We start from the raw sequence: 25,738 nt of genomic DNA on the forward strand, positions 1-25,738 counted from the left end.
CCTCAGAGGAAGAACGAAGACATAGCCAGATAGAGAATGGCTGCAAGGCCACCTGCGGCGGGAACGGTGATGACCCAGGCCGCGACGATGGTCATGAAGTGCGAGCGACGGACGAGATAGCGGCGGCGCAGTTCTTCGGCGTTGCGCTCGGCGCGCTCCTCGATTTCCCACTTGTCCGCCTTCATCCTCATGTACTCGACGCGGCGCTTGGAGTTGCGGGTATACCACTCGCGGAAGAAGCCGACCCCGAAGACCGCCCCGACAGCGATGTGCGTGGAGCTTACCGGCAAGCCGAGCCAGGAGGCGATGATGACGGTCAGCGCGGCCGAGAGCGACACGCAGAATGCCCGCATCGGATTGAGCTTGGTGATCTGCTCGCCGACGAGCCGGATCAGGCGCGGTCCGAAGAGGAGAAGCCCGACGGAAATGCCGAAGGCGCCGATGACCATAACCCACAGCGGGATGCTGACCGCTCCCGAGACGCTGCTCCCCTGCGCGACCGAGACGATGGCGGAAAGCGGACCGATCGCATTGGCGACGTCATTGGCGCCGTGAGCAAACGACAGCAGTGCCGCCGCGAAGATCAGCGGCAGCTGGAAGAGCTTGCGCAGCGACTGGTTGCGGTTCTCGAGGCCGCGCGACTGGCGGCGGATCAGCGGCACGCTGGATGCCCAGGCTGCGGCGCCCGCGACCAGCCCGACGAGGCAGGCGTTCAGCAGGGAGACGTGGACGAGCTGGCGAAGTCCCTTGAGCGCCAGATAGGCGGAAAAGGCGCCGACCATGACAGCGATGAGAACCGGGACCCAACGGCGCGCCGCGGCGATCTTGTCATGGCGGTAGATGATGAATTCCTTGATGAAGGCCAGGAAGCCCGCCGCCACGACGCCGCCCATCAAAGGGGATATGACCCAACTGGCGGCGATCCCGCTCATCTGCGTCCAGTCCACCGATCCCACGCCCGCCGCAGCGACGCCGGCGCCGACGACGCCGCCCACCACCGCATGGGTCGTCGAGACGGGTGCGCCGATCCAGGTCGCAAGATTGACCCACAGGGCAGACGACAGCAGCGCCGCCATCATCGTCCAGATGAACATGTCGGCGTTTTCGAACTGGGCCGGGTCGATAATGCCCTTGGAGATCGTCTCGACGACGTCGCCGCCTGCGATCATCGCGCCGGCGGTCTCGAACACCGCGGCGATGAAGAGGGCGACGCCCATGGACATCGCCTTGGCGCCGACCGCGGGCCCGACATTGTTCGTCACGTCGTTGGCGCCGATGTTCAGCGCCATGTAGGCGCCGACAGCGGCTGCGGCGATGACGACGACCGCACCCGGCCTGTCGATCACGGCCACCGCCGCGAACATCATTGCTGCCACCAGGAAGATCAGTCCAATTCCGGGACCCGCAAGACGCCGGGAGACGGAGTGCGTTGCAGCTTCGACCGAACTGATCTTGTCGAGGTCTTTGTCCAGCGTCTGTTTGACGAGGCGCGGGGTCTGCTGTGCCATGACGGTTCCTTCGGCCAGGGAGGTTCGCGGCATTCATGCCGCGATCACTATTCATCGGCCGTCAGGACATGCTTGCTGCCGGCAACGATGGGCTTCGCCTAGCGGGATTGTGACCTCAAAGCAATATGACGGTTTGGTGACAGTATGCCTCAGGCACCGACGACCGATTTCAGCGGCGGTTGTTGCAGCCTTTCGCCGAAGTTCAGCAGGAGTTCCTTGAGTTCCGGTTCGTTGACCCGTGACGCAGCCTCTACCGGCGAGACCCACTCAAGACGCCGGCTTCCCTTCTCGGGAAAGTTTCGCGCCATCTCCTCGACTTCCAGTGCGTGCACCTGAACCCGCACCGGGATCTTGAGCCCCGTCTGCAGAGATTTCCGGTAGTGGTAGAAGCCGAGCGGTTCCTTGGCGACCTTGCCCCTGGCGCCGGCTTCCTCGAAGGCCTCCCGCTCCGCGACCGCATGCGCCTTCTTCCCCGGCATGGGCCAACCCTTGGGGATAACCCACCGTCCGGTATCGCGGCTGGTGAGGAGGAGGATCTCGCATGTCCCCTGCTTCTTCTTCGCCCGATAGCAGAGTGCGGCATATTGCTGCTTCGGCGGTCGCCGCAACATCAGGCCGACGTCATTCTTCAGGCGGTTCAGAAGTTGCAACAGGGTAATCCTCCTATACTCCCATGGTGTCTTGCGGCCGGTCTTTCGGCTGCCTGGCGAGCCCGCGGATCGCATGGCTGTGCGGCAGAAGTGAGTCGTTTTATTTTGGTCTTGAAATATAGTGCTTATCTGAGGCTTGTGCAGCGATTGACTGCGACCGGAAGCATAAAATCACCATAAAAAATGGGTTCCGGCAGGCCCGATGGTGCCCGGGGCAGTCGAGCTTCATGCTAACGCGTCTTGGTATGTCGCCATCCTAGCTGCTATGACGCGCATAAAGGCTGGAGGAGATACCATGTCCGATGCCATAAAGTTTCTCGAACCACGCCAGGCAGTCCTGTCGCGGCGGACGACGATCATCGCCGATCTCGCGGATCTGCTGCCGCCGGAATGTCTGGTGCACGAACCGCGGGAACTCGTTCCCTTCGAGACGGACGCATTCGTCTCCTACCGGCGTCTGCCTCTCGCCGTCGCCCTGCCGAGGACGACGGAGCAGGTGGCCGCGGTGATGAAATACTGCCACCGCTATGGCGTCCCGGTCGTCCCCCGAGGTGCCGGCACCTCGCTCTCCGGCGGCGCTATCCCGCAGGAAGACGCAGTCGTGCTCGGGCTTTCCAAGATGTCGCGGATCCTCGAGGTCGATCCCGCCAATCGCACGGCAACCGTCCAGGCGGGCGTGACCAATCTGAGCATTTCCGATGCCGTGAGCCCGCAGGGTTTCTTCTACGCCCCCGACCCGAGCTCGCAGCTCGCCTGCACGATCGGCGGCAATATCGGAATGAACTCGGGCGGCGCCCACTGCCTGAAATACGGCGTCACCACCAACAACCTGCTCGGCGTGAAGATGGTGCTGGTAGACGGCACCGTCATCGAACTCGGCGGCAAGCACCTCGATGCGGCCGGCTATGACCTGCTCGGGCTGGTCTGCGGCTCCGAAGGCCAGCTCGGCATCGTGACGGAAGCAACGGTGAGGCTGATCGCCAAGCCGGAAGGCGCGCGTCCCGTCCTCTTCGGTTTCGATACCTCCGAGCAGGCGGGCGCCTGTGTCGCGGATATCATCGGGTCCGGCATCATCCCGGTCGCGATCGAGTTCATGGACAAGCCGGCGATCGAGATCTGCGAGGCTTTCGCGCATGCAGGCTATCCGCTGGACGTCGGTGCGCTGCTGATCGTCGAGGTCGAGGGATCCGAGGCCGAGATGGAGGCAATGCTCAAGAGCATCGTCGAGATCGCCGGCCGCCACGGCGTCAGGACGGTGCGCGAAAGCCAGAGCGCCACGGAGGCGGCGCTTATCTGGAAGGGGCGCAAGTCCGCATTCGGGGCGACCGGGCGCATTGCCGACTATATCTGCATGGACGGGACGGTGCCGCTCGGCAAGCTGTCCTACGTGCTGGAGAAGACGTCGGAGATCGTCGAGCGCTTCGGGCTGAGGGTCGCCAACGTCTTCCACGCCGGTGACGGCAACATGCACCCGCTGATCCTGTTCAACGCCAACGATCCCGAGGATGCCGCCCGCGCCGAGGAGGCGGGCAACGAGATCCTCAAGCTCTGCGTCGATGCCGGCGGTTGCCTGACCGGCGAGCATGGCGTCGGCATCGAGAAGCGTGACCTCATGCTCCACCAGTATTCAGAGGCCGACCTCAACCAGCAGATGGCGGTCCGGTCGGCCTTCGATGCGGGCTGGCTCCTCAACCCGTCGAAAGTGTTCCCGCTGGAGGGGCGTCCGGCCGCATGACCTTCATACCCCATAATGAATCCGACGCCGCCTATGTCATCCGCAATGCCGCCGCCAGCGGCTCGACCCTGGAGCTTTGCGGCGGCAATACCCGCAGCGGCTTCGGCAATGCGGTTGTCGCGCACGAGACGCTGAGTTCGCGGGGGCTGTCGGGCATCGTCGATTACGTGCCGGCCGAAATGGTCATGACCGCGAGAAGCGGAACCCCGGTTTCCGAGATCGAGTCAGCACTCTCGGCCAATCGCCAGATGATGCCCTTCGAACCGATGGACCACCGCGGCATCATGGGAACCTCGGGCGAGCCGACGATCGGCGGCGTCTTTGCCGCCAATGTGTCGGGACCCCGCCGCTTCGTCGCCGGTGCCGCCCGCGACAGCCTGCTCGGCCTGCGCTTCGTCAATGGCAGCGGCGAGATCATCCGCGCGGGCGGGCGGGTGATGAAGAACGTCACGGGGCTCGATCTCGTCAAGCTGCTCGCCGGATCGCAGGGGACGCTGGGCTTTATCACCGAGGTGACCTTCCGCGTCCTGCCGGTCCCGCAGACCATGGCGACCATCGTGGTCTCGGGGCTTGACGATGCCGTTGCGGCGCGGGCGATGGCGACCGCCATGGCCATGCCGGTGGAAGTCTCCGGCGCCGCCCACCTGCCGCAGAGCGTCAAGGGCCGTTTCCTGGCCGGCAGCCTCCCCGAAGGCGAGGCGACCGTCCTCAGGCTGGAGGGCCTGGAGGCCTCCGTCGCCGTCCGCGCCGAAAAGCTCGCCGCGACCATGGCGGCGTTCGGCAGCGTGTCGAGGCTTGGACCAACGGAAAGCGCGTCCCTGTGGCAGGAGATCCGCGACGTGGCGCCCTATGCGGGGAATCGCAACAAACCGCTCTGGCGGGTTTCCGTCGCGCCCTCGGCCGGCCACCAGCTCGTGGCCGCCCTCCGCCTCGGAGCAGGAGTGGATGCCTTCTACGACTGGCAGGGCGGGCTTGTGTGGATGCAGATGGAGGCAGATCCTGAAGCGCCGCTCCTCCGGCGCTATATCAAGGCGCTCGGGGGTGGGCATGCGACGCTGATGCGCGCGCCGGATCAGTTGCGCGCCAAGACGCCCTCGTTCGAGCCGGAAGCCGACGCCGTTGCCGCGCTTTCGGCGCGCATCAAGAAAAAGCTCGATCCCGCCGGTATCTTCGGCCCGGGCAAGATGGCAGGAGCCTGAGACTTGCAGACGAACTTCACGGCCGAACAGCTCGCGAACCCGCATGTGGCGGAATCTGAAAAGATCCTCCGCCGTTGCGTCCATTGCGGCTTCTGCACCGCCACCTGTCCCACCTACGTGACGCTCGGCAACGAGCTCGACAGTCCCCGCGGCCGCATCTACCTCATCAAGGACATGCTGGAAAACGGCCGCCCGGCGGATGCCGAGGTCGTCACCCATATCGACCGCTGCCTCTCCTGCCTTGCCTGCGTCACGACCTGCCCTTCGGGGGTGGACTACATGCACCTGGTCGACCACGCCCGGGTCCATATCGAGAACACCTACCGGCGCCCCCTGATGGACAGGGTCATCCGCAACATGCTGGCGGCGGTGCTTCCCTATCCGCGACGGTTCCGCGCGGCGCTGGCCCTGGCGCGTCTCGGACGTCCGCTAGCGCCGCTGGCAAGGGCGCTGAAGCCCCTGCGGCCCCTCGCGGCCATGCTCGAACTTGCGCCACGGGGCAGGCTGGCCTCCACCGGCTCCGCAGGTCCGGCCAGCCATGAGCCGCAGATCGAGCGCCGCGGGCGCGTCGCGATTCTCACCGGCTGCGCGCAGCCGGTCCTGGACGGCGGCATCAACGAGGCGACGATCCGGCTTCTGACACGGTTTGGCGTCGAGGTGGTCGTGCCGGAGGGAGAGGGCTGCTGTGGCGCTCTCGTCCACCACATGGGCAAGGAAGAGCCTGCGCTCGCCTTCGCGCGCCGCAACGTCGACGTCTGGACCCGGGAAATCGACGGCGGGGGGCTGGACGCCATCGTCATCACCGCGTCCGGATGCGGCACCACCATCAAGGATTACGGCCACATGCTGCGGCTCGACCCAGAATATGCGGAAAAGGCCGCGCGCGTCTCGGCGCTGGCGAAGGACGTCACCGAATATCTGGCGACCCTCGAACTCCCCGTTCAGGAACCGCGGGGGCTGACGGTTGCCTATCACTCCGCCTGTTCCATGCAGCACGGCCAGAAGATCACCATGCTTCCCAAGGCGCTGCTTACGAAGGCGGGCTTCAAGGTCCGCGAGCCGGCCGAAGGTCATCTGTGCTGCGGTTCCGCCGGAACATACAACATCCTGCAGCCGGAGATTTCCGAGCAGCTCAAGGCGCGCAAGGTGCGAAACATCGAGGCGACGCGGCCGGATGTCGTCGCCACCGGAAATATCGGCTGCATGACCCAGATACGCATCGGCACGGCCTTGCCCGTCCTGCACACGGTCGAGCTTCTCGACTGGGCCTATGGCGGCCCGAAGCCGGTAAGGCTTGCATGAAAAAGCCGGCGCGAGGCCGGCTTTCGATGCGCGTCTCCAACCGGAGATCAGAACTTGAGCGAGATACCCACGTTGACGGCATTGGTGAAGAGTTCGGTCTTCAGCGAGGCGCCATTGTCGATATCGACGTCGATCCAGGAATAGTTGCCCTTGTATTCGACGAAGGCTGCCCAGCGGTCCGTGATGTCGAACTTCACGCCGGCCTGCGCCTGGAGCGTCGCGCCGCCGAGCTGGTATTCCGCCGTGGTCCCGGAAGGCCGGGTCACTTCGATATGCGGCACGTTGATACCGGCGCCGACGCCGACATAGGGCGTGAACCGGCTGCCTTCGATCGGGAAGCGATACAGCGCGTTGACGGTGAGCAGGTTGATGCCGTCCGTCATTTCGAAGCGGTCCCAACCGGCCTCGGTCAGGGTGTCATCGTCCGCGTATACCTTGGCGTGGGTGAAATCGAGCGAGATGCCCAGGTTGGACAGCTGGCCGCCATCGAACCAGTAGGTGCCGCGCACGCCCCAGTAGGGCGGCGAGGCGAAGGACTTGCCGTCCCACTCCGCCGTGAAGTCGGGCCCGTCGGAGACGTCCACGTCGCTGTGCGGAGAGGTCTGATAGCCGCCGTAGACGGAGAATTCGAAGCCGCCCGTGCTCGCGGGAGCAACGGTTGCCTCTAGCGGGCGCTCGATCGGTTCGAGGTCCGCCGCCTGCAGCGGCGACGCGGTGGCAAATCCCAGAGCGAGGGCGGACGACAGCAAGGTGAGGGAGGCGAGAGTGCGCATGGGGCCCCAAATCAGTTGTTTTCTCGATTCCATTCTTACGCGGCAGAGTAGTGATCGTCTGTGGCATTTGTGCACCACGACGGGGAACTTTGCCTTGCCGGGCATGCATGGGAGGCGAGGGGACCGGTCGTCCCCTCGAAGTCAGCCGCCGAAGAGCGTCCGCAGGATGTCGATGCCGCGGTCCTCGAAAGCGACGTCGCCATGCTTGTTGCCGGGGCCGATGACGATCACCTTGGTGTCGATGGGCGCCCGCGAATAAAGGTGCTCGACATCCTTGTTCATCATCCGGATGCAGCCGGACGACAGGTTGAGGCCGATCGACCAGGGCTGGTTGGTGCCGTGGATGCGGAAGATCGTGTCGTGACCGCCCTTGTAGAGATAGAGGGCGCGCGCCCCGAGCGGATTGTCCGGGCCGCCCTTCTGCACGGCGGGCAGGACATGGCCCCGAGCGGCCTCGCGGCGGCGCATTTCCGCAGGCGGCGTCCAGGAGGGCCATTCCGCCTTGCTGCCGACCTTTACCACGCCCGACCAGCCGAAGCCTTCCCGGCCGACGCCGATGCCGTAGCGGGTCGCCCGGTTCTTGCCTTCCACGTAGTAGAGGAACTTGTTGTGGGTATCGACGATGATCGTGCCCGGGGCCTCATTGGTGGAGAAGCGCACCATGCGGCGCTTGTACTTCTCCGGAACGGCGCGATTGCGCACCGCGGGTGCCGCGTCGCTCGCCGTCGTCGCCGGTCGTGCTCCCGAACTCTGCGCCGGTGCCTCGCTCGCCATCATCGCCGCCATCAGGCTGGCGACGACCATCATCATTCTCGCTTTCATATGACCCTCTTGTCCCCCTGCTTATGCATTGGGGGCAAGATGTCCCGGCACGGGACGGACGGCAAGCGCACGAAGGCTACTCAACGTGCAGGCGAGACGAGAAAGCGGGGCGGCCGTTGCGAAGCGGCCACAATTTTCAGATGACGATCACCTTCGTTCCGACCGACACCCGCTCGTAGAGGTCGACGACGTCCTCGTTGCGCATGCGGATGCATCCGGAGGAAACGGCGCTGCCGATGGACCAGGGAGCGTTGGTTCCATGGATGCGGTAAAGCGTCGAGCCCAGATACATGGCCCGCGCGCCGAGCGGATTGGCCGGGCCCCCCTCCATGCTGGCGGGCAGGAAATGGCCCTTGGCGGCCTCGCGGGCAATCATTTCCTTCGGCGGCGTCCAGCGCGGCCACTCGGCCTTCCGGGTGATCTTGTGGGTTCCCGCCCATTCGAAGCCCGGCTTGCCGACGCCCACGCCGTAGCGGCGCGCCTGTCCCTTGCCCGTTACCAGGTAAAGAAAGCGGTTGTTCGTGTCGATGATGATCGTGCCTGCGGCGTGCTTGGTATCATAGGCCACCGTCTGCGGCAGGAACTGCGGCTCGATCTGACTGCGAACGACCCGTTCGGGCCGCACGCTCGCCGGCTGGACGATCCCCTGGCGGGCCGGCTGGACGCGGCGCTGGACCTCCCGCGGCGCTCTCGGCTGGAAGATGCCGCGCGGCTTTGCCGGGCGCGCCGGATGGACGACGGGGCGCACATTGCCGTGACCGAGCTGCATGAGCCAGGGCGCGGCGAGATCGGGACTGACGATGACCGGCGGCCGCTCGCGGTAGCGATCGCTGGCCTGCGCCATGCCGGCAAAGACGGGAAGAAGGCCAAGGGCCAGCAGAAGCATCTTGTTCATCGTCGGATCCACTCGCTACCATGCACCGAAAGGGGCAATTCTGCCCCCGCTGCTGCCCATCACGCTGCCAACGGAGAACGAGGGAAATGTAAACGGGTAGCCAATCAAATGCGGCACGGGCCATAAACCGTTCGGCAGGGTTACCGGCGGGTTCGGGGACATGGTTGACCAAGGCTGAAAGTGCCGGAACGGTCGTTAACGAGGGGCGGGAATGGAAAAGACAGGCATCATCATCGGCGAAGACGGGCTGTCCCGCTGCTCCTGGCATGGAGGGATCGAGGACTATCGCCGCTATCACGACGAGGAGTGGGGCCGCCCGATGACGGACGACTTCCGACTCTTCGAGAAGATCTGCCTGGAAGGGTTCCAGTCGGGCCTCTCCTGGCTGACCATCCTTCGCAAGCGGGAGAATTTCCGGGCCGCCTTCGCGGGCTTCGACTACGGCAAGGTGGCGGGCTTCGACGAGGCGGATGTCGAGCGGTTGCTGGCCGATGCGGGCATCATCCGCCACCGCGGCAAGATCGTCTCGACCATCAACAACGCGCGCCGCGCGGTGGAGCTGCGCGAGGAATTCGGCTCGCTCGCCAGGTTCTTCTGGAGCTTCGAACCGACCGCCGCCGAGCGCCCGGCTGTGATGGATTATGCGACGCTGCGGGCGAACCCCACGACCCCGACTTCGGTCCGGCTCTCGAAGGAACTGAAGAAGCGCGGCTGGACCTTCGTCGGCCCCACCACCGTCTATGCCTTCATGCAGGCCATGGGGCTCGTGAACGACCATCTCGCCGGCTGCTTCTGCCAGCCGGAGGTGGATCGGCTGCGGGCCGCCCTCATTCGTCCGTGATCGTCGACAGCACGTCCTGCAACTGCCCCAGGTGTTCGATCTGCCGGAACCGCGGCGCGTCGCGCGGCGGCTCCACATGCTCCACCACCCAGGTCAGTTCGTGCGGCACGAAGACCCCGTAGCTGCCGGCGGCTATCGCCGGAACGATGTCCGACTTCAGGGAATTGCCGACCATCATCGCCCGGTCCGGCCCGTCGGCGACCTTGGTGAAGATCCGGCGGTAGGTGGTGGCGCTCTTCTCGCTGACGATCTCGACCGCATCGAACAGGTCGCCGAGCCCGGATTGCGCCAGCTTGCGCTCCTGGTCGAAGAGGTCGCCCTTGCTGATCAGCACCAGGAGATATTCGCCGTTCAACGCGCGAAGCGTTTCCTCCGCATGCGGCAGCGCCTCGACCGGGTGGCGCAGCAACTCGCGGCCGATGTCGAGAATTTCCGAAATGGTCTTTGCCGGCACATTGCCGTCGGTGACCTCGATGGCCGTCTCGATCATCGATAGGGTGAAGCCCTTGATGCCGAAGCCGTAGTGCTCGAGGTTGCGTTTTTCCGCCTCCAGCAGGCGTTCGGAGACATGCGTGCCCTCGGCATAGTCGCCGAGAAGGCCCGCGAAGTGCTCTTCCGTCAGGCGGTAATACTGCTCGTTCTGCCAGAGCGTGTCGTCGGCGTCGAAGCCGATGGCGGTGATGGGGCGCATGATCAATCCTCCCGTCCTTCATATGGACCGGCGGGAAGAGCCGGGCAAGGACGCCTGCCCGGCCGGGATATTGCCGCCCGCGAGGTCAGTGGCCGCGATCTTCCAGCCACTTGCGCATCTCGGCGATCTCCGCGTCCTGCGCCTTGATCACCTCTTCGGCGAGCTTGCGCATCTCGGGATCCCTGCCGTGCTCCAGCTGGATCTTTGCCATGTCGATCGCACCCTGGTGATGCGGGATCATGCTGCGCACGAAGTCGACGTCGGCGTCGCCGCTATAGTCGATCGCCATGTCCTCGTGCATCTTGCGATTGGCCTCTTCGTAGGCCTTGGCCACCGGATTGTCGGTGGAAGCGTCCGTCGCCGCGGCATGTCCCTGGTGGTGATCGTGCGTATCCTGCGCCGTCGCCGGTCCGACGAGCAGAAGCGCGAGGGCGGATGTGGCAAGAAGATGTCTCGCTGGCATGGTTCTTCCTTTCGGTTTCTCTACGGTGAGCCGAGCGGCCGGGTGATGCCCCTCTTCCCCGTGCGCTTCATGCAGATGTGCTGCGCCGGAATTGCGGCATTGCCATTATCTATCGCAGGACCCGCCGCGCGACGACCTCGTGGACGATCCGATAGTCGCTGCTTTCCTCCCCGAACGGCACGACCGGCCAGGGCCACCGCGCGTCGACATCCGCCAGTGACACCCCGTGCATGAGATCGGCGGAAGCCTGCACCTCGCCGGAGCGCCCGAGAACCCGGTAGGATATATCGGTCATCAGCACGGTCGCGCAGGGGAGGTCGCGCAGCCCGCGCAGATGCGCCGCGATCAGTTCAGGCACGATCTCCGAATGCGCGGCGGTACCTCCCTGTTCGAGGCTGCGTTCCGCACCGACGCCGATCTGCGACAGGAGGTTCGCCGAGACCACCAGGTCGAGATAGGGGACCTGGCGCAGGAAGGAGAGGGGTTCCGGGCGCTTGCCGGCAAGCGCGTCCTGAAGTCCCGAAAGGTCGCGATGGACGAGCCGGACGTTCCCGAGCCGCTTCGCCGTCAGCCAGAGCCGCACGCTCGAAAGATGCACGAGGTCGACCAGCACGACGGTGTCGAAGGCGCGGGCGAGGGCTTCCACGGGCACGTCGCGAACGAGCCCCGACCCCAGCACCACGGCCGTTCGCCGCTGGCGAAGACCATCGATGGTCTCGGAGACGAAGCGCAGGCAGTTTTCCTCATGGGGCCGCCACGCGGACGCGCACCGTGTCGCACGGGACCAGAGGCTGACGGAGGAATTGATGAACGGGCGAAATTCCCCCGGAGTGACCGCGTAGGTCGCGGCATACTGCATGGCTTCGGCAATCATCCGGCGGCGTTACCAAATTGCGGCGGCCTTCGCCAGCCGCCCGCCCTTGCCGCTCCGGCCTCCATCCTCTAAGAAACCGCTCACGAATTCAGGCCCCGCGGGCCGCCGGCAATGGACATCCGATCATGAGCGACAAGAAACAGAAATCCCAGAAGTTGAAGGCCCGCCTGCCGCGCGGCTTCGTCGATCGCTCGGCCGCCGATATCCATGCCACCAACGAGATGATCCAGAAGATCCGCGAGGTCTACGAGCGCTACGGCTTTGACCCCGTCGAGACGCCGCTCTTCGAATATACCGATGCGCTCGGCAAGTTCCTGCCCGACAGCGACCGTCCCAACGAGGGCGTCTTCTCGCTGCAGGACGACGACGACCAGTGGATGTCGCTGCGCTACGACCTGACGGCGCCGCTTGCCCGTCATGTCGCGGAGAACTTCAACGAGATCCAGCTGCCCTTCCGCACCTATCGCGCCGGCTACGTCTTCCGCAACGAGAAGCCGGGCCCCGGTCGCTTCCGCCAGTTCATGCAGTTCGACGCCGATACGGTCGGCGCGGCGGGCGTACAGGCGGATGCCGAGATGTGCATGATGATGGCTGACACGATGGAAGCGCTCGGCATCCAGCGCGGCGACTACGTGATCCGGGTGAACAACCGCAAGGTGCTCGACGCAGTGTTGGATGCTGTCGGTTTGGCTGGTGAAGAAAAGGCGGGGCAGCGCCTGACGGTTCTACGGGCACTCGATAAAATGGACAAGTTCGGGTTGAAGGGGGTTCAGCTCTTACTAGGCCCAGGCCGTAAAGACGAAAGTGGTGACTTCACCAAAGGGGCCGGCCTTGACGATATCCAGATCATGCGATTGCTCAACACGCTTGGCTGGGGAGAGAGAGGCAGCGGTCCGGACAGCTCGGTGAGCGATAGGTTGACACTTTTCAATCTAAGAGACCGCCTCGAAGAATACGGCGTGGCAACTAATGGCGCAGATGAGCTTTTGCTGATCAACGATTTGGTTCGCGCCGCTGACTACGATGAGACCCGCATCAAGATCGACCCCTCCGTCGTCCGCGGCCTCGAATATTATACCGGCCCCGTCTTCGAGGCCGAACTGACCTTCAACGTCACCAACGAGAAGGGCGAGAAGGTCGTCTTCGGCTCGGTCGGCGGTGGCGGGCGCTATGACGGGCTCGTCTCCCGCTTCATGGGCCAGCCGGTCCCGGCGACCGGCTTCTCGATCGGCGTCTCGCGCCTGATGACGGCGCTGAAGAACCTCGGCAAGCTCGGCCAGGACGAGGTCCTCGGGCCCATCCTCGTCACCGTCATGGATGGCGACGTGGAAAGCATGGGCCGCTACCAGCGTTTCACCCAGGAGCTTCGTGCCGCCGGCATCCGCGCCGAAATGTACCAGGGCAACTGGAAGAAGTTCGGCAACCAGCTGAAATACGCCGACCGCCGCGGCTCGCCGATCGCCATCATCCAGGGCGGCGACGAGCGGGCAGAGGGCGTCGTGCAGATCAAGGACCTCATCGAAGGCAAGCGCCTCTCTGGGGAGATCGAGGACAATGCCACCTGGCGCGAGGCGCGCGTGGCCCAGGAGGTCGTGCCGGAAGCGGAACTGGTCGCCAAGGTGAAGGAAATCCTGGCCGCTCAGGCCGAGGACCGCAGGCGGGCGAAGGATGTCTGATCGCCTCTCCAACCCTTCCCGCAACGGGGAGGGTCGCAGCGAAGCGACGGGGAGGGGTAGTACGGCCATGCCGCTGACCGACATGCCCGATTTCGCTGACAGCCTGCTGGCCGAATTCGATGCGCGCGGCACGACGCGCGTCAGCACGCCGGTCATCCAGCCTGCCGAGCCCTTTCTGGACATGGCCGGCGAGGACCTGCGCCGCCGCATCTTCCTGACGGAGAGCGAGACGGGCGCAAGCCTCTGCCTTCGCCCGGAATTCACCATCCCCGTGTGCCTGCGCCACATCGAGACCGCCACCGGCACCCCGAAGCGCTATTCCTATCTCGGCGAGGTCTTCCGCCAGCGCCGCGAAGGGTCGCATGAATTCTATCAGGCCGGCATCGAGGATCTCGGCGAACGCGATACGGCGGCTGCCGATGCCCGCGCCATCGGTGACGCGGTCGGCATCCTTTCCCGCCTCGTTCCCGGCCGCGCGCTTGCGGTGACGCTCGGCGACCAGGCCGTTTTCGAAGCCGTGGTCAGGGCGCTCGGCCTTCCGCTCGGCTGGCAGAAGCGGCTGATCCATGCCTTCGGCGACATCGCGCACCTGGAAGCGCTTCTCGACCGGCTCGCAAGGCCGCAGCCCGTCGCTGGCCTCGATCCGGAGATCGCCGCCCTCCTCCTCGCAGACAGGGAAGAGGAACTCGTGGCGCGGATCGACCGCACCATGCAGGAAACAGGCTATTCCACCAATGCCAGCCGGTCACCGCTCGAGATCGCCCGGCGCCTGAAGGACAAGCTGACGCTTGCCGAAACCAGGCTCGATGGCGGGGCGCTGCTTCTGCTGCGGGAATTCCTGACGCTCCGACTGCCGCTTGCCGACGCATCCTCGGCCCTGGCAGGCTTCGCCGATGCGGCAGGGCTCGATCTCGACCCGGCGCTCGACCGCTTCAACGCGCGGCTTGCCGCGCTTGCCGGAAGCGGCCTCGATCTTTCCGGCATGACCTATCGCGCCGCCTTCGGCCGTCCCCTCGATTACTACACGGGCCTTGTCTACGAAGTGACGGTGGCGGGATCGCCTGCCGTACTCGCCGGTGGCGGCCGCTTCGACCGGCTGCTCACTCTGCTCGGCGCAAGGGATCACATCCCGGCGGTGGGTTTTGCTCTTTGGCTCGACCGGATCGAGCAGGCGAGGGGCCTCTGATGACGATCACCATCGCACTGCCCTCCAAGGGGCGCATCAAGGACGATACGGCCGCCGCCTTCGCTCGCGCCGGGCTGACCATTTCCGCCGTCGGCAACGACCGCTCATACCGCGGCCGGATAGACGGCATGGACGGCGTCGAGGTGGCCTATCTCTCCGCATCGGAAATCGCCCGGGAACTGGCGGCCGGCACGGTCGATTTCGGTGTCACCGGCGAAGACCTCGTGCGCGAGGGCATGGCCGACGTGGACACGAAGGTCGAATTCTGCAGCCGCCTCGGTTTCGGCCAGGCGGATGTCGTCGTCGCGGTGCCGGAGATCTGGCTGGACGTGGAGACGATGGAAGACCTGGGCGACGTCGCCGCCGACTTCCGCACCCGCCACGGACGGCGCCTCGCGATCGCGACGAAATACTGGCGGCTGACACAGCAGTTTTTCTCGCGACAGCACGGCATCCAGCTCTACCGCATCGTCGAAAGCCTCGGGGCGACCGAAGGTGCGCCGGCCGCCGGCCAGGCGGATATCATCGTCGACATCACCTCCACCGGCTCGACGCTGCGGGCGAACCATCTCAAGGTGCTGGGCGATGGGGTGATCCTGAAGAGCGAGGCCTGCCTCGTCCGGGCCCGCAAGGCCGAACACGAGCATGATCCGCGCATCGCCCGGATCATGCAGGCAATCCGGGGCGAGGGCGCCTGACCCGATGGCCGGGGACGATAACATCATCGGCCTCTATGAACGGCACGCGCAGGCGTTCGATGAACTGCGCGGCAGGAACCTCTTCGAGAGGCCCTGGCTGGACCGCTTCACCGCTCTCCTTCCTGCACATGGTACCGTCCTGGACCTTGGCTGCGGCGCGGGAGAACCGATCGCCGGCCACCTGATCGCCCGGGGCCTGCGCCTGACGGGCGTCGACAGCTCCCCGACCTTGGTCGGCCTGGCGAAAGACCGGTTTCCCGATCACCAATGGATCGTCCGCGACATGCGCCGGCTGTCCCCGGGACGCAGTTTCGACGGCGTCCTTGCCTGGCACAGCTTCTTCCACCTCAACCCGGACGACCAGCGCCGGATGTTTCCGGTCTTTGCCTATCTCTGCGCCCCGGGTGCGCCCCTGATGTTCACCACCGGTCACTTCGAAGGCGTGGCGATGGGCGAATTCGGCGGCGAGCCGCTCTACCATGCAAGCCTTTCGAGGCAGGAATACCTGGCTCTCCTTGAGGAGAACCGTTTCGAGCTCGTTGCGCAGATGGACCAGGATGCGGGATGCGGCGGAGCGACCGTCTGGCTGGCCCGCCGGAAGCCCTGAGATAACAAAAAAGGCGCCGGACCCCGGGGTCCCGCGCCCTTTTTGGGAGGAATGCTGCCGAGGCTAGGCGGCGACTGCCACGGACCCGCGGCGGCCATCGACCGAATAGGCGCCGGCTCCGGCTGCGGCAAGCGCCAGGAAACCACCGGCGATCGTCAGGTTCTTCATCATCATCAGGCCGTTGAACATGGTCAGCAGGCCGTTTGCGGCTGCCGGGAAGTCAGGCACGTTGATGGCGCCGGAATGGAAGACCAGCCCGGTGAAGGCCGCGAATGCGGCCAGAAGCACCGCCGAGATGCGCGTCTGGAACCCGACCAGGACGAAGAGCCCCAGCAGTAGTTCGAAAATGCCGGCGAGATAGGCGAGCGCGGTGGCGGCCGGTAGGCCTGCTCCGGCGATCATGCCGGCCGTGCCCGCAGGATCGAGAAGCTTCGGATAGCCGGACAGGATGAACATCGCCGACAGCAGGATGCGGGCGGCGAGACGCAGAAGATTGGTGGTGGCGGTGTTGGGCATGGAGCTCTCCAGAAGAAGCGTTGATCTGATTTCGAGGCATCGAATTCTGGAGGGGAATGTGACGCGTTTTGCGTTTTTCCGAAAGCTGAACAATTGACGACAGATTGTCGTCTAATATTGAACAATGGTCACTCTGCCTGATCCGTCAACGAGAAAAGGGCGGTCTCGCGACCGCCCTTCCGATTGAACCGGATGGCTCGGATGTAGGACCCTGAGGTCTTACATCATGTCCATTCCGCCCATGCCGCCCATGCCGCCAGGCATGCCGGCCGGAGCGTCCTTCTTCGGCAGTTCGGCGATCATGGCTTCCGTCGTGACGAGGAGGCCGGCAACCGAGGCTGCGTCCTGAAGGGCGGTACGGACGACCTTGACCGGATCGACGATACCCATGGCGATCATGTCGCCATACTCGCCGGTCTGGGCGTTGTAGCCGAAGTTGTCGGTGTTGCCTTCAAGGATCTTGCCGACGACGATCGAAGCTTCGTCACCAGCGTTCTCGGCGATCTGGCGGGCCGGAGCCTGCAGGGCGCGACGAACGATGTTGATGCCAGCTTCCTGGTCGGCATTCTCGCCCTTGACCGACAGCTGGTGGGAAGCACGCAGCAGGGCGACGCCGCCGCCCGGTACGATGCCTTCCTGGACGGCAGCGCGGGTCGCGTTGAGCGCGTCGTCGATGCGGTCCTTCTTTTCCTTCACTTCGACTTCCGTCGAGCCGCCGACGCGGATCACGGCAACGCCGCCAGCGAGCTTGGCCAGGCGTTCCTGGAGCTTCTCGCGGTCGTAGTCGGAGGTGGTTTCCTCGATCTGGGCCTTGATCTGGGCAACGCGACCTTCGATGTCGGCCTTCTGGCCTGCACCGTCGACGATCGTGGTGTTTTCCTTGGAGATCGAGACCTTCTTGGAACGGCCAAGCATGTCGAGGGTAACATTCTCGAGCTTGATGCCGAGATCTTCGGAGATGACAGTGCCGCCCGTCAGGATGGCGATGTCTTCCAGCATGGCCTTGCGGCGGTCGCCGAAGCCCGGAGCCTTGACGGCAGCGATCTTGAGGCCGCCACGCAGCTTGTTGACGACGAGGGTCGCGAGGGCTTCGCCTTCGACGTCTTCAGCGATGATGAGGAGCGGCTTGCCGGACTGTACGACGGCTTCCAGGACCGGCAGCATTGCCTGCAGGTTGGAGAGCTTCTTTTCGTGCAGCAGGATATAGGGGTCGTCGAGATCGGCGACCATCTTTTCCGGGTTGGTCACGAAGTAGGGCGACAGGTAGCCGCGGTCGAACTGCATGCCTTCGACGACTTCGAGTTCGGTCTCGGCGGTCTTGGCTTCCTCGACGGTGATGACACCCTCGTTGCCGACCTTCTGCATGGCTTCCGCGATGTCGAGGCCGATCTGGCGCTCGCCGTTGGCGGAAATCGTGCCAACCTGTGCAACTTCTTCCGAAGTGTTGATCTTCTTGGCCTTGGCCTGGAGATCGGCGACGACGGCCTTGACGGCGAGGTCGATGCCACGCTTCAGGTCCATCGGGTTCATGCCGGCCGCAACAGCCTTGTTGCCTTCGCGAACGATGGCCTGGGCGAGGACGGTAGCGGTGGTGGTGCCGTCACCGGCGATGTCGTTGGTCTTCGAAGCGACTTCGCGGACCATCTGGGCGCCCATGTTCTCGAACTTGTCTTCGAGTTCGATTTCCTTGGCGACGGAAACGCCGTCCTTGGTGATGCGCGGTGCGCCGAAGGACTTGTCGATGACGACGTTACGACCCTTCGGGCCGAGCGTTACCTTGACGGCATCAGCGAGGATGTCGACGCCGCGCAGCATCTTTTCGCGCGCGGTACGGCCGAACTTTACTTCTTTAGCTGCCATTTTGAGAACTCCTGAAAAGGGGTGTCAGCGTTATTTCGGAATGCGAAGACTGAAAAAATCAGCCGATGATACCCATGATGTCGGATTCCTTCATGATCAGAAGGTCTTCGCCATCGAGCTTGATTTCCGTGCCGGACCACTTGCCGAACAGGACGCGGTCGCCGACCTTCACGTCGAGAGCGATCAGGTCGCCGTCGTCGTCACGTGCGCCGGGACCAACGGCGACGATTTCGCCTTCCTGGGGCTTTTCCTTGGCGGTGTCCGGGATGATGATGCCACCCTTGGTCTTCTCTTCAGACTCGACGCGACGAACGACGACGCGGTCGTGCAGGGGGCGGAAATTGGTGCTTGCCATTGTCTTATCCCTCGATCAAATGACATGGATGGGTCAGCGGACCCATATCGGTCGTTAGCACTCGCTAAGGGGGAGTGCTAACTGGCGTCGAGATAAGCTTGGCTTTGACCGGAGTCAAGAACGGCGCAGAACGAAATCTCCCATATTCCTGCGAACCCTGGCACCTCGCGAGGCTCGAAATTCCTTGCCATCGGGCACAGGCTTTGCGATGTCAGCGCCGGTTCAGTATCGGTTCGGGAAAAGACATGGCCAAGCGCATAAGCAGTCTCAGCGAGATCACCGGCGATTACGATGTCGTCCTGTCGGACGTCTGGGGCGTGGTTCACAACGGCGTCGATGCCTTCCCCGATGCCTGCAAGGCTCTCGCCGACGCGCGTGCCGCAGGGGTGACGGTGGTGCTCATCACCAATTCGCCGCGACCCTCGCCCGGCGTCATTTCGCAGCTTCGGCTACTCGGGGTTCCGGACAATTCCTATGACGGCATGGTCACCTCGGGCGACGTGACGCGGCAGCTGATTGCCGAGGGGCCGAGGAAGGTCTTCCTGCTCGGGCCCGAACGCGACATGCCGCTGTTCGACGGGCTCGACGTCGAGGTCGTCGGCGCCGACGATGCGGACGCCATCGTCTGCACTGGTTTCTTCGACGACGAGAAGGAAGTCCCCGAAGATTATCACGACATGCTCGTCGCCTTCCAGAAGCGCGATGTTCCCTTCATCTGCGCCAATCCCGACCTGGTCGTCGAGCGGGGCCACCGCATCATTCCCTGCGCGGGAGCGGTTGCTGCCTATTACGAGGATCTCGGCGGCAAGACCCGCATCGCCGGCAAGCCCCATACTCCGATCTATGAAGAGGCGCTCGCCTTCGCAGCCAAGGCTCGCGGGAAGCTCGTGAAGGAGCGCGTCCTGGCGATCGGCGACGGCATGCCGACGGATGTCCGCGGCGCCATCAACCAGGGGCTCGATCTCCTCTATATCAGCGCCGGAATCCATGTGGGCGAATACACCGTGAACGGCCAGATCGACGAGGCGGTCATGAATGCATGGCTGAAGAGCGAAGGGGCCGCCCCGAAATGGTGGATGCCGCGGCTCGCCTAGGAAAACGCCGATGACCGTGTTCCATCGCAACGAGAAGAAGGAACCTCTGCCCGACGCCCTGAAGGGCGGGGTCGTGGCGATCGGCAATTACGACGGGGTTCATCGCGGTCACAGGAGCGTCCTCGAGCGCGCGCTGGAGCTTTCGCGGGAGCGTCAGGTTCCGGCGCTGGTCCTGACCTTCGAACCGCATCCGCGGACCGTGTTCCGCCCCGACAGTCCCGTCTGCCGCCTGACGCCGGCACCCCTCAAGGCGCGGCTCCTGGAGGCCATGGGATTCCGCAGCGTCATCGAATATCCGTTCGACAAGGAGTTCTCGCAGCGCTCGGCCGAGGAATTCGTCCAGACCGTCCTCGTCGACTGGCTGCAGGCCAGCGCAGTGGTCACCGGTTTCGATTTCCACTTCGGCAAGGGCCGCGAGGGCGGACCCGCCTTCCTGATGGCGTCCGGCAAGCGTCATGGCTTCGACGTAACCCTGGTCGATGCCTTCCGCGACGAGAACGGCGAGGTCATCTCCTCGAGCCGCATCCGGGCGCTGCTGGCGCAGGGCGACGTTTCCGCGGCAGCGGGCCTCCTCGGCTACCGCTTCACGGTCGAGGGCGAGGTAATCGGCGGCCAGAAGCTCGGCCGCACGCTCGGCTTTCCGACCGCCAACATGGCGCTGCCACCCGAGACGGAGCTGAAGCCCGGCATATACGCCGTACGTTTCCGCCGTGCGGACGGCACGCTCTACGACGGGGTCGCGAGCTACGGCCGCCGTCCGACGGTGACGGAGAACGGCGCCCCGCTGCTGGAAACCTATCTCTTCGACTTCTCCGGCGATCTCTACGGCGAGACGTGCTCCGTCTCCTTCTTCGGCCACCTGCGCGACGAACTGAAGTTCGACGGGCTGGAGCCGCTGGTGCAGCAGATGAAGCGCGACGAGGAAGAGGCGAGGGCGCTTCTCGCGGGCGTGACGCCGCTTGGCGAACTCGACGCGAAGATCGCCTTCCGGTAGCCGGGCGCTATTCGAACAGCGCTCTTTCCTTCACCGGCGAAAACCCGTAAAGACGCGTGCCATGAGAACGTACCGGCCGGTCCCCTTCATACGAATTATCGGCCCGGCCTTCTGCGCCGCCTGAGCATCAGGCGCCGGGAAGGTCCGGGTATCCGGGCGCCTGTTTACGCGCCTTAGCCACCTCATCCTCATCCCGAAGCGCCCTGCGGCGCCAGAACGATTGCCTGAGCCATGACCGACACTGCCGAAAAGCTCGACTACTCCAAGACACTCTACCTGCCGGAAACGGACTTCCCGATGCGCGCCGGCCTGCCGCAGAAGGAGCCGGAATTCGTCGCCCGCTGGCAGAAGATGGACCTCTACAAGAAGCTGCGCGCCTCCGCCGCCGGCCGCGAGAAGTTCGTCCTGCATGACGGCCCGCCCTATGCCAACGGCAACATCCATATCGGCCATGCGCTGAACAAGATCCTCAAGGACGTCATCACCCGCTCCTTCCAGATGCGCGGCTACGATTCCAACTACGTTCCCGGCTGGGATTGCCACGGCCTTCCGATCGAATGGAAGATCGAGGAGAAGTACCGCGAGAAGGGCAAGAACAAGGACGAGGTCCCGGTCAACGAATTCCGTCAGGAATGCCGCGACTTTGCCGCGCACTGGATCAAGGTGCAGTCGGAGGAGTTCAAGCGCCTCGGCATCGAGGGCGACTTCGATAATCCCTATACGACGATGAACTTCCACTCCGAGGCCCGGATCGCCGGCGAACTCCTGAAGATCGCGCGCTCCGGCCAGCTTTATCGCGGCTCCAAGCCGGTGATGTGGTCTGTCGTCGAGCGCACCGCGCTTGCCGAGGCCGAGGTTGAATATGCGGACGTCGAGAGCGACACGATCTGGGTGAAGTTCCCGATCATGCTCAAGGCCGAGCCGGGCTTCACGCTCGGGACGAGGGAGGCGCTGCGCCAGGTTGTGATTGCGCAGAACGCCGAGGGCGGCGTGCTCGGAGACCTCCAGGGCGCATTCGTCGTGATCTGGACGACCACGCCGTGGACGATCCCCGGCAACCGGGCGATCGCCTTTTCGCCGCGTGTGCAATACGCGCTCTATCAGGTGACGGCGGCCGAGAACGACTTCGGCCCGCGGCCCGGCGAGAAACTGGTCTTTGCCGAGAAGCTGGCGGACGAGTCCTTCAAGAAGGCCAAGGTCGAGTACGTCAAGATCCGCGACGTCGACGCCGAGGAACTGGCGTCGATCATCTGCGGGCACCCGCTGCGGCAACTGGGCGGCGGCTATGAATTCCCGGTGCCGCTCCTTCCCGGCGATCACGTCACCGACGATGCCGGTACCGGCTTCGTTCATACCGCACCCGGACACGGCCGCGAGGACTTCGACGCATGGACGGCTGCCGCAAAGGAACTTTCGGCGAAGGGGATCGACACGACCATCCCCTTCACGGTCGACGATGCGGGCTTCTTCACCAAGGATGCCCCCGGCTTCGGCCCTGACCGCGAAGGCGGTCCTGCCCGCGTCATGGACGACAATGGCAAGAAGGGTGATGCCAACAAGGCGGTGATCGACGCTCTGATCGGAATGAACATGCTCTTCGCCCGCGGGCGCCTGAAGCACTCCTATCCGCACTCCTGGCGGTCGAAGAAGCCGGTCATCTTCCGCAACACGCCGCAGTGGTTCGTCTACATGGACAAGGACCTCGGCGACGACACGACGCTCCGCTCGCGCGCCCTCAAGGCGATCGACGAGACGCGCTTCGTGCCGGCCGCCGGCCAGAACCGCCTGCGCGCGATGATCGAGCAGCGCCCGGACTGGGTATTGTCGCGCCAGCGCGCCTGGGGCGTGCCGATCTGCGTCTTCGTCGACGAGGACGGCACAATCCTGCAGGACGAGGCGGTGAACGCGCGCATCATCGAGGCCTTCGAGCAGGAAGGCGCGGACGCCTGGTTCGCCGAAGGTGCCCGCGAGCGCTTCCTCGGCTCCCGCGCCAACGAAGGCTGGACGCAGGTCCGCGACATCCTCGACGTCTGGTTCGACTCGGGTTCGACCCACACGTTCACGCTGGAAGACCGGCCGGACCTGAAATGGCCGGCGGACGTCTATCTCGAAGGCTCCGACCAGCATCGCGGCTGGTTCCACTCCTCGCTTCTGGAATCGGCTGCGACCCGCGGCCGTGCGCCCTACGACACCGTGATCACCCATGGCTTCACCATGGATGAGAAGGGGCAGAAGATGTCGAAGTCGCTGGGCAATGTCGTGTCGCCCCAGGACGTCATGAAGGATGCCGGGGCCGATATCCTGCGCCTCTGGGTCATGACCACCGACTATTGGGAAGACCAGCGTCTCGGCAAGACGATCATCCAGACCAATGTCGATGCCTACCGCAAGCTGCGCAACACGATCCGCTGGATGCTCGGCACGCTCGCCCACGACGAGGGCGAGGAGATCGCATATGCGGACCTCCCCGAACTCGAAAGGCTCATGCTGCATCGCCTGGCCGAACTCGACCGGCTGGTGCGCGAAGGCTATGACGCCTTCGACTTCAAGAAGATCGCGCGCGCGCTCATCGACTTCGCCAACATCGAGCTGTCGGCCTTCTACTTCGACATCCGCAAGGACGCGTTCTATTGCGACGCGCCGTCGTCGCTACGCCGTCGCTCGGCGCTCGCCGTCATCCGCCAGATCTTCGACTGCATGGTGACCTGGCTCGCCCCGATGCTGCCCTTCACCACGGAGGAAGCCTGGCTGTCGCGCAATCCGCGGGCCGTGTCGGTCCATCTGGAGCAGTTCCCCGAGGTCCCGGCCGACTGGCGCAACGATGCGCTGGCGGAGAAGTGGTCGAGGGTTCGCCGCGTCCGCTCCGTGGTTACCGGTGCTCTGGAGATCGAGCGCAAGGAAAAGCGCATAGGTTCGTCGCTCGAAGCCGCACCGGTCGTGCATGTTTCCGATCCGGAACTGATGAAGGCGCTGGACGGCCAGGACTTCGAGGAGATCTGCATCACGTCCGCCATTCGGGTGGTCGCAGGCGAGGGACCGGAAGCGGCCTTCCGCCTTCCCGAAGTGCCGGGTGTCGCGGTCGAGCCGAAGCTTGCCGAGGGCACCAAGTGCGCGCGCTCCTGGCGCGTCACCACGGATGTCGGATCCGATCCGGAATACCCCGACGTCTCCGCCCGCGACGCCGCGGCCCTGCGGGAACTTGCGGCCCTCGGCCGTCTCGGCTGATCCGCTTTCGCCGCCGGATGATTGCGCTTCGCCGCGTCATCCGGTACACCTGCCCGAAATTGGCCGGAATTCTCGGCCAGGCGGTACTGACGGACATCTGAAGGCGTCTAGGGACGGGCGCTGCTGGAAGGGTTTTGATGAAGACGTCGCATGGGTTTCGCGCCGCATTGAGCATAACCGGTCTGATGGCGGGTGTGCTGGCGCTTTCCGGCTGTGTGAGCAGCCCCACCTACGGGACCGGGACCTCGGCCATGGAACAGCTCGGCGACGACATCACGTCCGCCGTCGCGCTGGGTCCGGAGGAACAGAAGCGCGACGTCAAGTACAATCCCCGCCCGGGCCTCGTGGTGACGGCGCAGGACAGATCCCTTCCGGCGCCTCAGGCATCTCTCGCCAGCCGCGAAACCAATCCGGCCTGGGTTGAATCCCCCGAGGAAACCCGCCAGCGCCTCCGCCAGGAGGCAGCCGACAACGAAGGTAATCCGCGCTATCGCTCGCCGCTTCTCGCCGGCAGGGGCAAGGCCGGGCAGATGACGGAATCGGAAAAGTGGGAAGCCTTCCGTCAGGCCAAGCAGAACGTCAACAATGCCGACGTGACGCAGACCCGCCGGTCGCTGACCGATCCGCCGGTCCAGTATCGCGCCGTCGATTCCGCGACGCTTGAGGATTTGGGTGAGCCGGAGGTCCAAAAGGAGCGCCGGCGCAAGAAGGAAGCCGAAACGGCCAAGAAGGGCTCTAGCTGGTGGAAACCCTTCCAGTAGGACCTTCCTCCTGACGATTTAGAAGGCAGGCCCCGGGGCCTGCCTTTATCTTTTGAGGCCCTTCCATGAATTTCACGATCCGCCCCGCGACCCCCGACGATGTCGGGACCATCCTCCGCTTCATCACCGAACTTGCCGCATACGAGAAGGCGGAGCATGAGGTCCAGGCGACGGAAGAAAGTCTTGCGGCGTCAATGTTCGGCCCCGATGCGGTGACGCAGGCCGCAATACTGGAAGCCGAGGATGGTCCCGCGGGATTTGCCGTCTGGTTCTACAGCTACTCGACCTGGCAGGCCCGCAACGGCCTCTACCTCGAAGACCTCTACGTATCGCCGCGATATCGCGGCGCGGGTGCGGGCCGCCTTCTCCTTCGCCATCTGGCAGGGATCGCGGTGGATCGGGGCTGTGGCCGCTTCGAATGGAGCGTGCTGGACTGGAACGAGCCGGCGATCCGCGTCTACGAGGCCATCGGCGCGGCACCGCAAGCCGAGTGGATCCGCTACCGGCTCGCGGGCGACGAATTGGCGGCCTTCGCTGCGGGCTGACGCCCGGCCCGGATCACCGCCGTTCCTGGAAGAAGCGCTTGAGGAGTTCTGCGGATTGTCGTTCGCCGATCGCGGAATAGACTTCCGGCGCATGATGGCAGGTCGGCTGCGCATAGAACCTGCCGCCGTGATGCACGCCGCCTCCCTTCGGGTCTTCCGCGCCGTAATAGAGCCTGCGGACGCGGGCAAAGGAAATGGCCGCGGCGCACATGGCGCAGGGTTCGAGCGTCACGTAGAGATCGGCACCGGCAAGCCTTTCCTGTCCGAGCAGCCGCGAGGCTTCGCGGATGACGTTGATCTCGGCATGGGCCGTGACATCCTGGTCGACCCGTGTCCGGTTGCCGGACCGGGCGAGGATTCTGCCGTCCATGACGAGCACGGCCCCCACGGGGATCTCGCCCCTTTTGCCGGCTTCCTCGGCCTCGTTCAGCGCTTCCGCCATGAAACTGTCGTTCTTGGCCATTCTCG

Annotated in this window: 25 protein-coding genes; 13 read left to right on the forward strand and 12 right to left on the reverse strand. The window is 64.7% G+C overall.

From position 1 onward, the window contains the following. Nucleotides 1–2: 2 nt before the first annotated feature. Nucleotides 3–1,508, reverse strand: a complete 1,506-nt coding sequence (locus tag ACWGPT_RS16965; protein WP_452606809.1) for an inorganic phosphate transporter — start codon at nt 1,506–1,508, stop codon at nt 3–5. 149 nt (nt 1,509–1,657) lie between these two features. Next, on the reverse strand, nt 1,658–2,158 hold the full coding sequence (locus ACWGPT_RS16970; protein WP_452606810.1) for an NUDIX hydrolase: 501 nt from the start codon (nt 2,156–2,158) through the stop codon (nt 1,658–1,660). Nucleotides 2,159–2,453: 295 nt separating this feature from the next. Here ACWGPT_RS16970 and ACWGPT_RS16975 point away from each other — a divergent pair, with 295 nt between their 5' ends. Genes ACWGPT_RS16975 through glcF form a run of 3 tightly spaced genes read left to right on the forward strand, consistent with a single transcriptional unit; the run spans nt 2,454 to nt 6,394 of the window. After that, entirely contained in the window at nt 2,454–3,893 is a 1,440-nt protein-coding gene (locus ACWGPT_RS16975) for an FAD-linked oxidase C-terminal domain-containing protein (protein ID WP_452606811.1), read from the forward strand. After that, nucleotides 3,890–5,092, forward strand: coding sequence for an FAD-binding protein (locus ACWGPT_RS16980; RefSeq protein ID WP_452606812.1), 1,203 nt, complete (start codon nt 3,890–3,892; stop codon nt 5,090–5,092). Before ACWGPT_RS16975 ends, ACWGPT_RS16980 begins: the two co-directional genes overlap by 4 nt. A 3-nt stretch (nt 5,093–5,095) precedes the next feature. Continuing rightward, nucleotides 5,096–6,394 carry a glycolate oxidase subunit GlcF gene (gene glcF / locus ACWGPT_RS16985; protein ID WP_452606813.1) on the forward strand — a complete coding sequence of 433 codons (1,299 nt, stop codon included), beginning with the start codon at nt 5,096–5,098 and terminating at the stop codon, nt 6,392–6,394. Nucleotides 6,395–6,441: 47 nt separating this feature from the next. Here glcF and ACWGPT_RS16990 read toward each other — a convergent pair whose 3' ends face one another. From ACWGPT_RS16990 to ACWGPT_RS17000, 3 genes are all read right to left on the reverse strand, one after another. Next, nucleotides 6,442–7,167 carry an outer membrane protein gene (locus ACWGPT_RS16990; RefSeq protein ID WP_452606814.1) on the reverse strand — a complete coding sequence of 242 codons (726 nt, stop codon included), beginning with the start codon at nt 7,165–7,167 and terminating at the stop codon, nt 6,442–6,444. A gap of 141 nt (nt 7,168–7,308) precedes the next feature. Further along, nucleotides 7,309–7,971 carry a L,D-transpeptidase gene (locus ACWGPT_RS16995; protein WP_452606957.1) on the reverse strand — a complete coding sequence of 221 codons (663 nt, stop codon included), beginning with the start codon at nt 7,969–7,971 and terminating at the stop codon, nt 7,309–7,311. Between the two features lie 154 nt (nt 7,972–8,125). Continuing rightward, nucleotides 8,126–8,884, reverse strand: coding sequence for a L,D-transpeptidase (locus ACWGPT_RS17000; RefSeq protein WP_452606815.1), 759 nt, complete (start codon nt 8,882–8,884; stop codon nt 8,126–8,128). Nucleotides 8,885–9,095: 211 nt separating this feature from the next. Here ACWGPT_RS17000 and ACWGPT_RS17005 point away from each other — a divergent pair, with 211 nt between their 5' ends. Further along, nucleotides 9,096–9,725 carry a DNA-3-methyladenine glycosylase I gene (locus ACWGPT_RS17005; RefSeq protein WP_452606816.1) on the forward strand — a complete coding sequence of 210 codons (630 nt, stop codon included), beginning with the start codon at nt 9,096–9,098 and terminating at the stop codon, nt 9,723–9,725. On the opposite strand, the gene ACWGPT_RS17010 is transcribed toward ACWGPT_RS17005, so the two are convergent. The 3 genes from ACWGPT_RS17010 to ACWGPT_RS17020 form a co-directional block, all read right to left on the reverse strand. Further along, nucleotides 9,712–10,422, reverse strand: a complete 711-nt coding sequence (locus tag ACWGPT_RS17010) for an HAD family hydrolase (protein ID WP_452606817.1) — start codon at nt 10,420–10,422, stop codon at nt 9,712–9,714. The two genes, ACWGPT_RS17005 and ACWGPT_RS17010, sit on opposite strands and share 14 nt — an antisense overlap. A 79-nt stretch (nt 10,423–10,501) precedes the next feature. Then, a complete protein-coding gene (gene copM / locus ACWGPT_RS17015) occupies nt 10,502–10,879 on the reverse strand; it encodes a CopM family metallochaperone (RefSeq protein ID WP_452606818.1) in 378 nt (125 codons plus the stop codon). A gap of 109 nt (nt 10,880–10,988) precedes the next feature. Continuing rightward, complete coding sequence (locus tag ACWGPT_RS17020; RefSeq protein WP_452606819.1) at nt 10,989–11,753, reverse strand: hypothetical protein; 765 nt, start codon at nt 11,751–11,753, stop codon at nt 10,989–10,991. Nucleotides 11,754–11,878: 125 nt separating this feature from the next. Between ACWGPT_RS17020 and hisS the strand changes: the two genes are divergently transcribed. The 4 genes from hisS (at nt 11,879) to ACWGPT_RS17040 (ending at nt 15,920) form a co-directional block, all read left to right on the forward strand. Continuing rightward, nucleotides 11,879–13,429 carry a histidine--tRNA ligase gene (gene hisS / locus ACWGPT_RS17025; RefSeq protein ID WP_452606820.1) on the forward strand — a complete coding sequence of 517 codons (1,551 nt, stop codon included), beginning with the start codon at nt 11,879–11,881 and terminating at the stop codon, nt 13,427–13,429. Nucleotides 13,430–13,496: 67 nt separating this feature from the next. Beyond that, the gene (locus ACWGPT_RS17030) at nt 13,497–14,615 is read left to right on the forward strand and encodes an ATP phosphoribosyltransferase regulatory subunit (protein WP_452606958.1); all 1,119 of its coding nucleotides are present in this window, start codon (nt 13,497–13,499) and stop codon (nt 14,613–14,615) included. Continuing rightward, nucleotides 14,615–15,313: an ATP phosphoribosyltransferase gene (gene hisG, locus ACWGPT_RS17035; protein ID WP_452606821.1), complete on the forward strand. Its 699-nt coding sequence runs from the start codon at nt 14,615–14,617 to the stop codon at nt 15,311–15,313. Before ACWGPT_RS17030 ends, hisG begins: the two co-directional genes overlap by 1 nt. A 4-nt stretch (nt 15,314–15,317) precedes the next feature. After that, nucleotides 15,318–15,920: a class I SAM-dependent DNA methyltransferase gene (locus tag ACWGPT_RS17040; protein ID WP_452606822.1), complete on the forward strand. Its 603-nt coding sequence runs from the start codon at nt 15,318–15,320 to the stop codon at nt 15,918–15,920. A gap of 63 nt (nt 15,921–15,983) precedes the next feature. Here the strand turns inward: ACWGPT_RS17040 and ACWGPT_RS17045 are convergent, their stop codons facing one another. The 3 genes from ACWGPT_RS17045 to groES form a co-directional block, all read right to left on the reverse strand. Then, nucleotides 15,984–16,436, reverse strand: a complete 453-nt coding sequence (locus ACWGPT_RS17045; protein WP_452606823.1) for a DoxX family protein — start codon at nt 16,434–16,436, stop codon at nt 15,984–15,986. A 219-nt stretch (nt 16,437–16,655) separates the two neighbouring features. Then, on the reverse strand, nt 16,656–18,296 hold the full coding sequence (gene groL, locus ACWGPT_RS17050) for a chaperonin GroEL (protein ID WP_452606824.1): 1,641 nt from the start codon (nt 18,294–18,296) through the stop codon (nt 16,656–16,658). 58 nt (nt 18,297–18,354) lie between these two features. Next, nucleotides 18,355–18,651 carry a co-chaperone GroES gene (groES, locus tag ACWGPT_RS17055; RefSeq protein ID WP_452606825.1) on the reverse strand — a complete coding sequence of 99 codons (297 nt, stop codon included), beginning with the start codon at nt 18,649–18,651 and terminating at the stop codon, nt 18,355–18,357. Nucleotides 18,652–18,896: 245 nt separating this feature from the next. Here groES and ACWGPT_RS17060 point away from each other — a divergent pair, with 245 nt between their 5' ends. The 5 genes from ACWGPT_RS17060 (at nt 18,897) to ACWGPT_RS17080 (ending at nt 25,270) form a co-directional block, all read left to right on the forward strand. After that, nucleotides 18,897–19,745, forward strand: coding sequence for a TIGR01459 family HAD-type hydrolase (locus ACWGPT_RS17060; protein WP_452606826.1), 849 nt, complete (start codon nt 18,897–18,899; stop codon nt 19,743–19,745). 10 nt (nt 19,746–19,755) lie between these two features. Further along, the gene (locus ACWGPT_RS17065; protein ID WP_452606827.1) at nt 19,756–20,739 is read left to right on the forward strand and encodes a bifunctional riboflavin kinase/FAD synthetase; all 984 of its coding nucleotides are present in this window, start codon (nt 19,756–19,758) and stop codon (nt 20,737–20,739) included. Between the two features lie 231 nt (nt 20,740–20,970). Next, nucleotides 20,971–23,964, forward strand: coding sequence for an isoleucine--tRNA ligase (gene ileS / locus ACWGPT_RS17070; protein ID WP_452606828.1), 2,994 nt, complete (start codon nt 20,971–20,973; stop codon nt 23,962–23,964). Between the two features lie 137 nt (nt 23,965–24,101). After that, nucleotides 24,102–24,725 (forward strand): hypothetical protein, encoded by a 624-nt coding sequence (locus ACWGPT_RS17075; protein ID WP_452606829.1) that lies wholly within the window; start codon nt 24,102–24,104, stop codon nt 24,723–24,725. Nucleotides 24,726–24,790: 65 nt separating this feature from the next. After that, nucleotides 24,791–25,270, forward strand: coding sequence for an N-acetyltransferase family protein (locus ACWGPT_RS17080; RefSeq protein WP_452606830.1), 480 nt, complete (start codon nt 24,791–24,793; stop codon nt 25,268–25,270). A 13-nt stretch (nt 25,271–25,283) separates the two neighbouring features. Here ACWGPT_RS17080 and ACWGPT_RS17085 read toward each other — a convergent pair whose 3' ends face one another. Then, nucleotides 25,284–25,733, reverse strand: coding sequence for a nucleoside deaminase (locus ACWGPT_RS17085; protein ID WP_452606831.1), 450 nt, complete (start codon nt 25,731–25,733; stop codon nt 25,284–25,286). Nucleotides 25,734–25,738 lie beyond the last annotated feature (5 nt).

The sequence above is a fragment of the Pseudorhizobium sp. NPDC055634 genome (assembly GCF_053618655.1).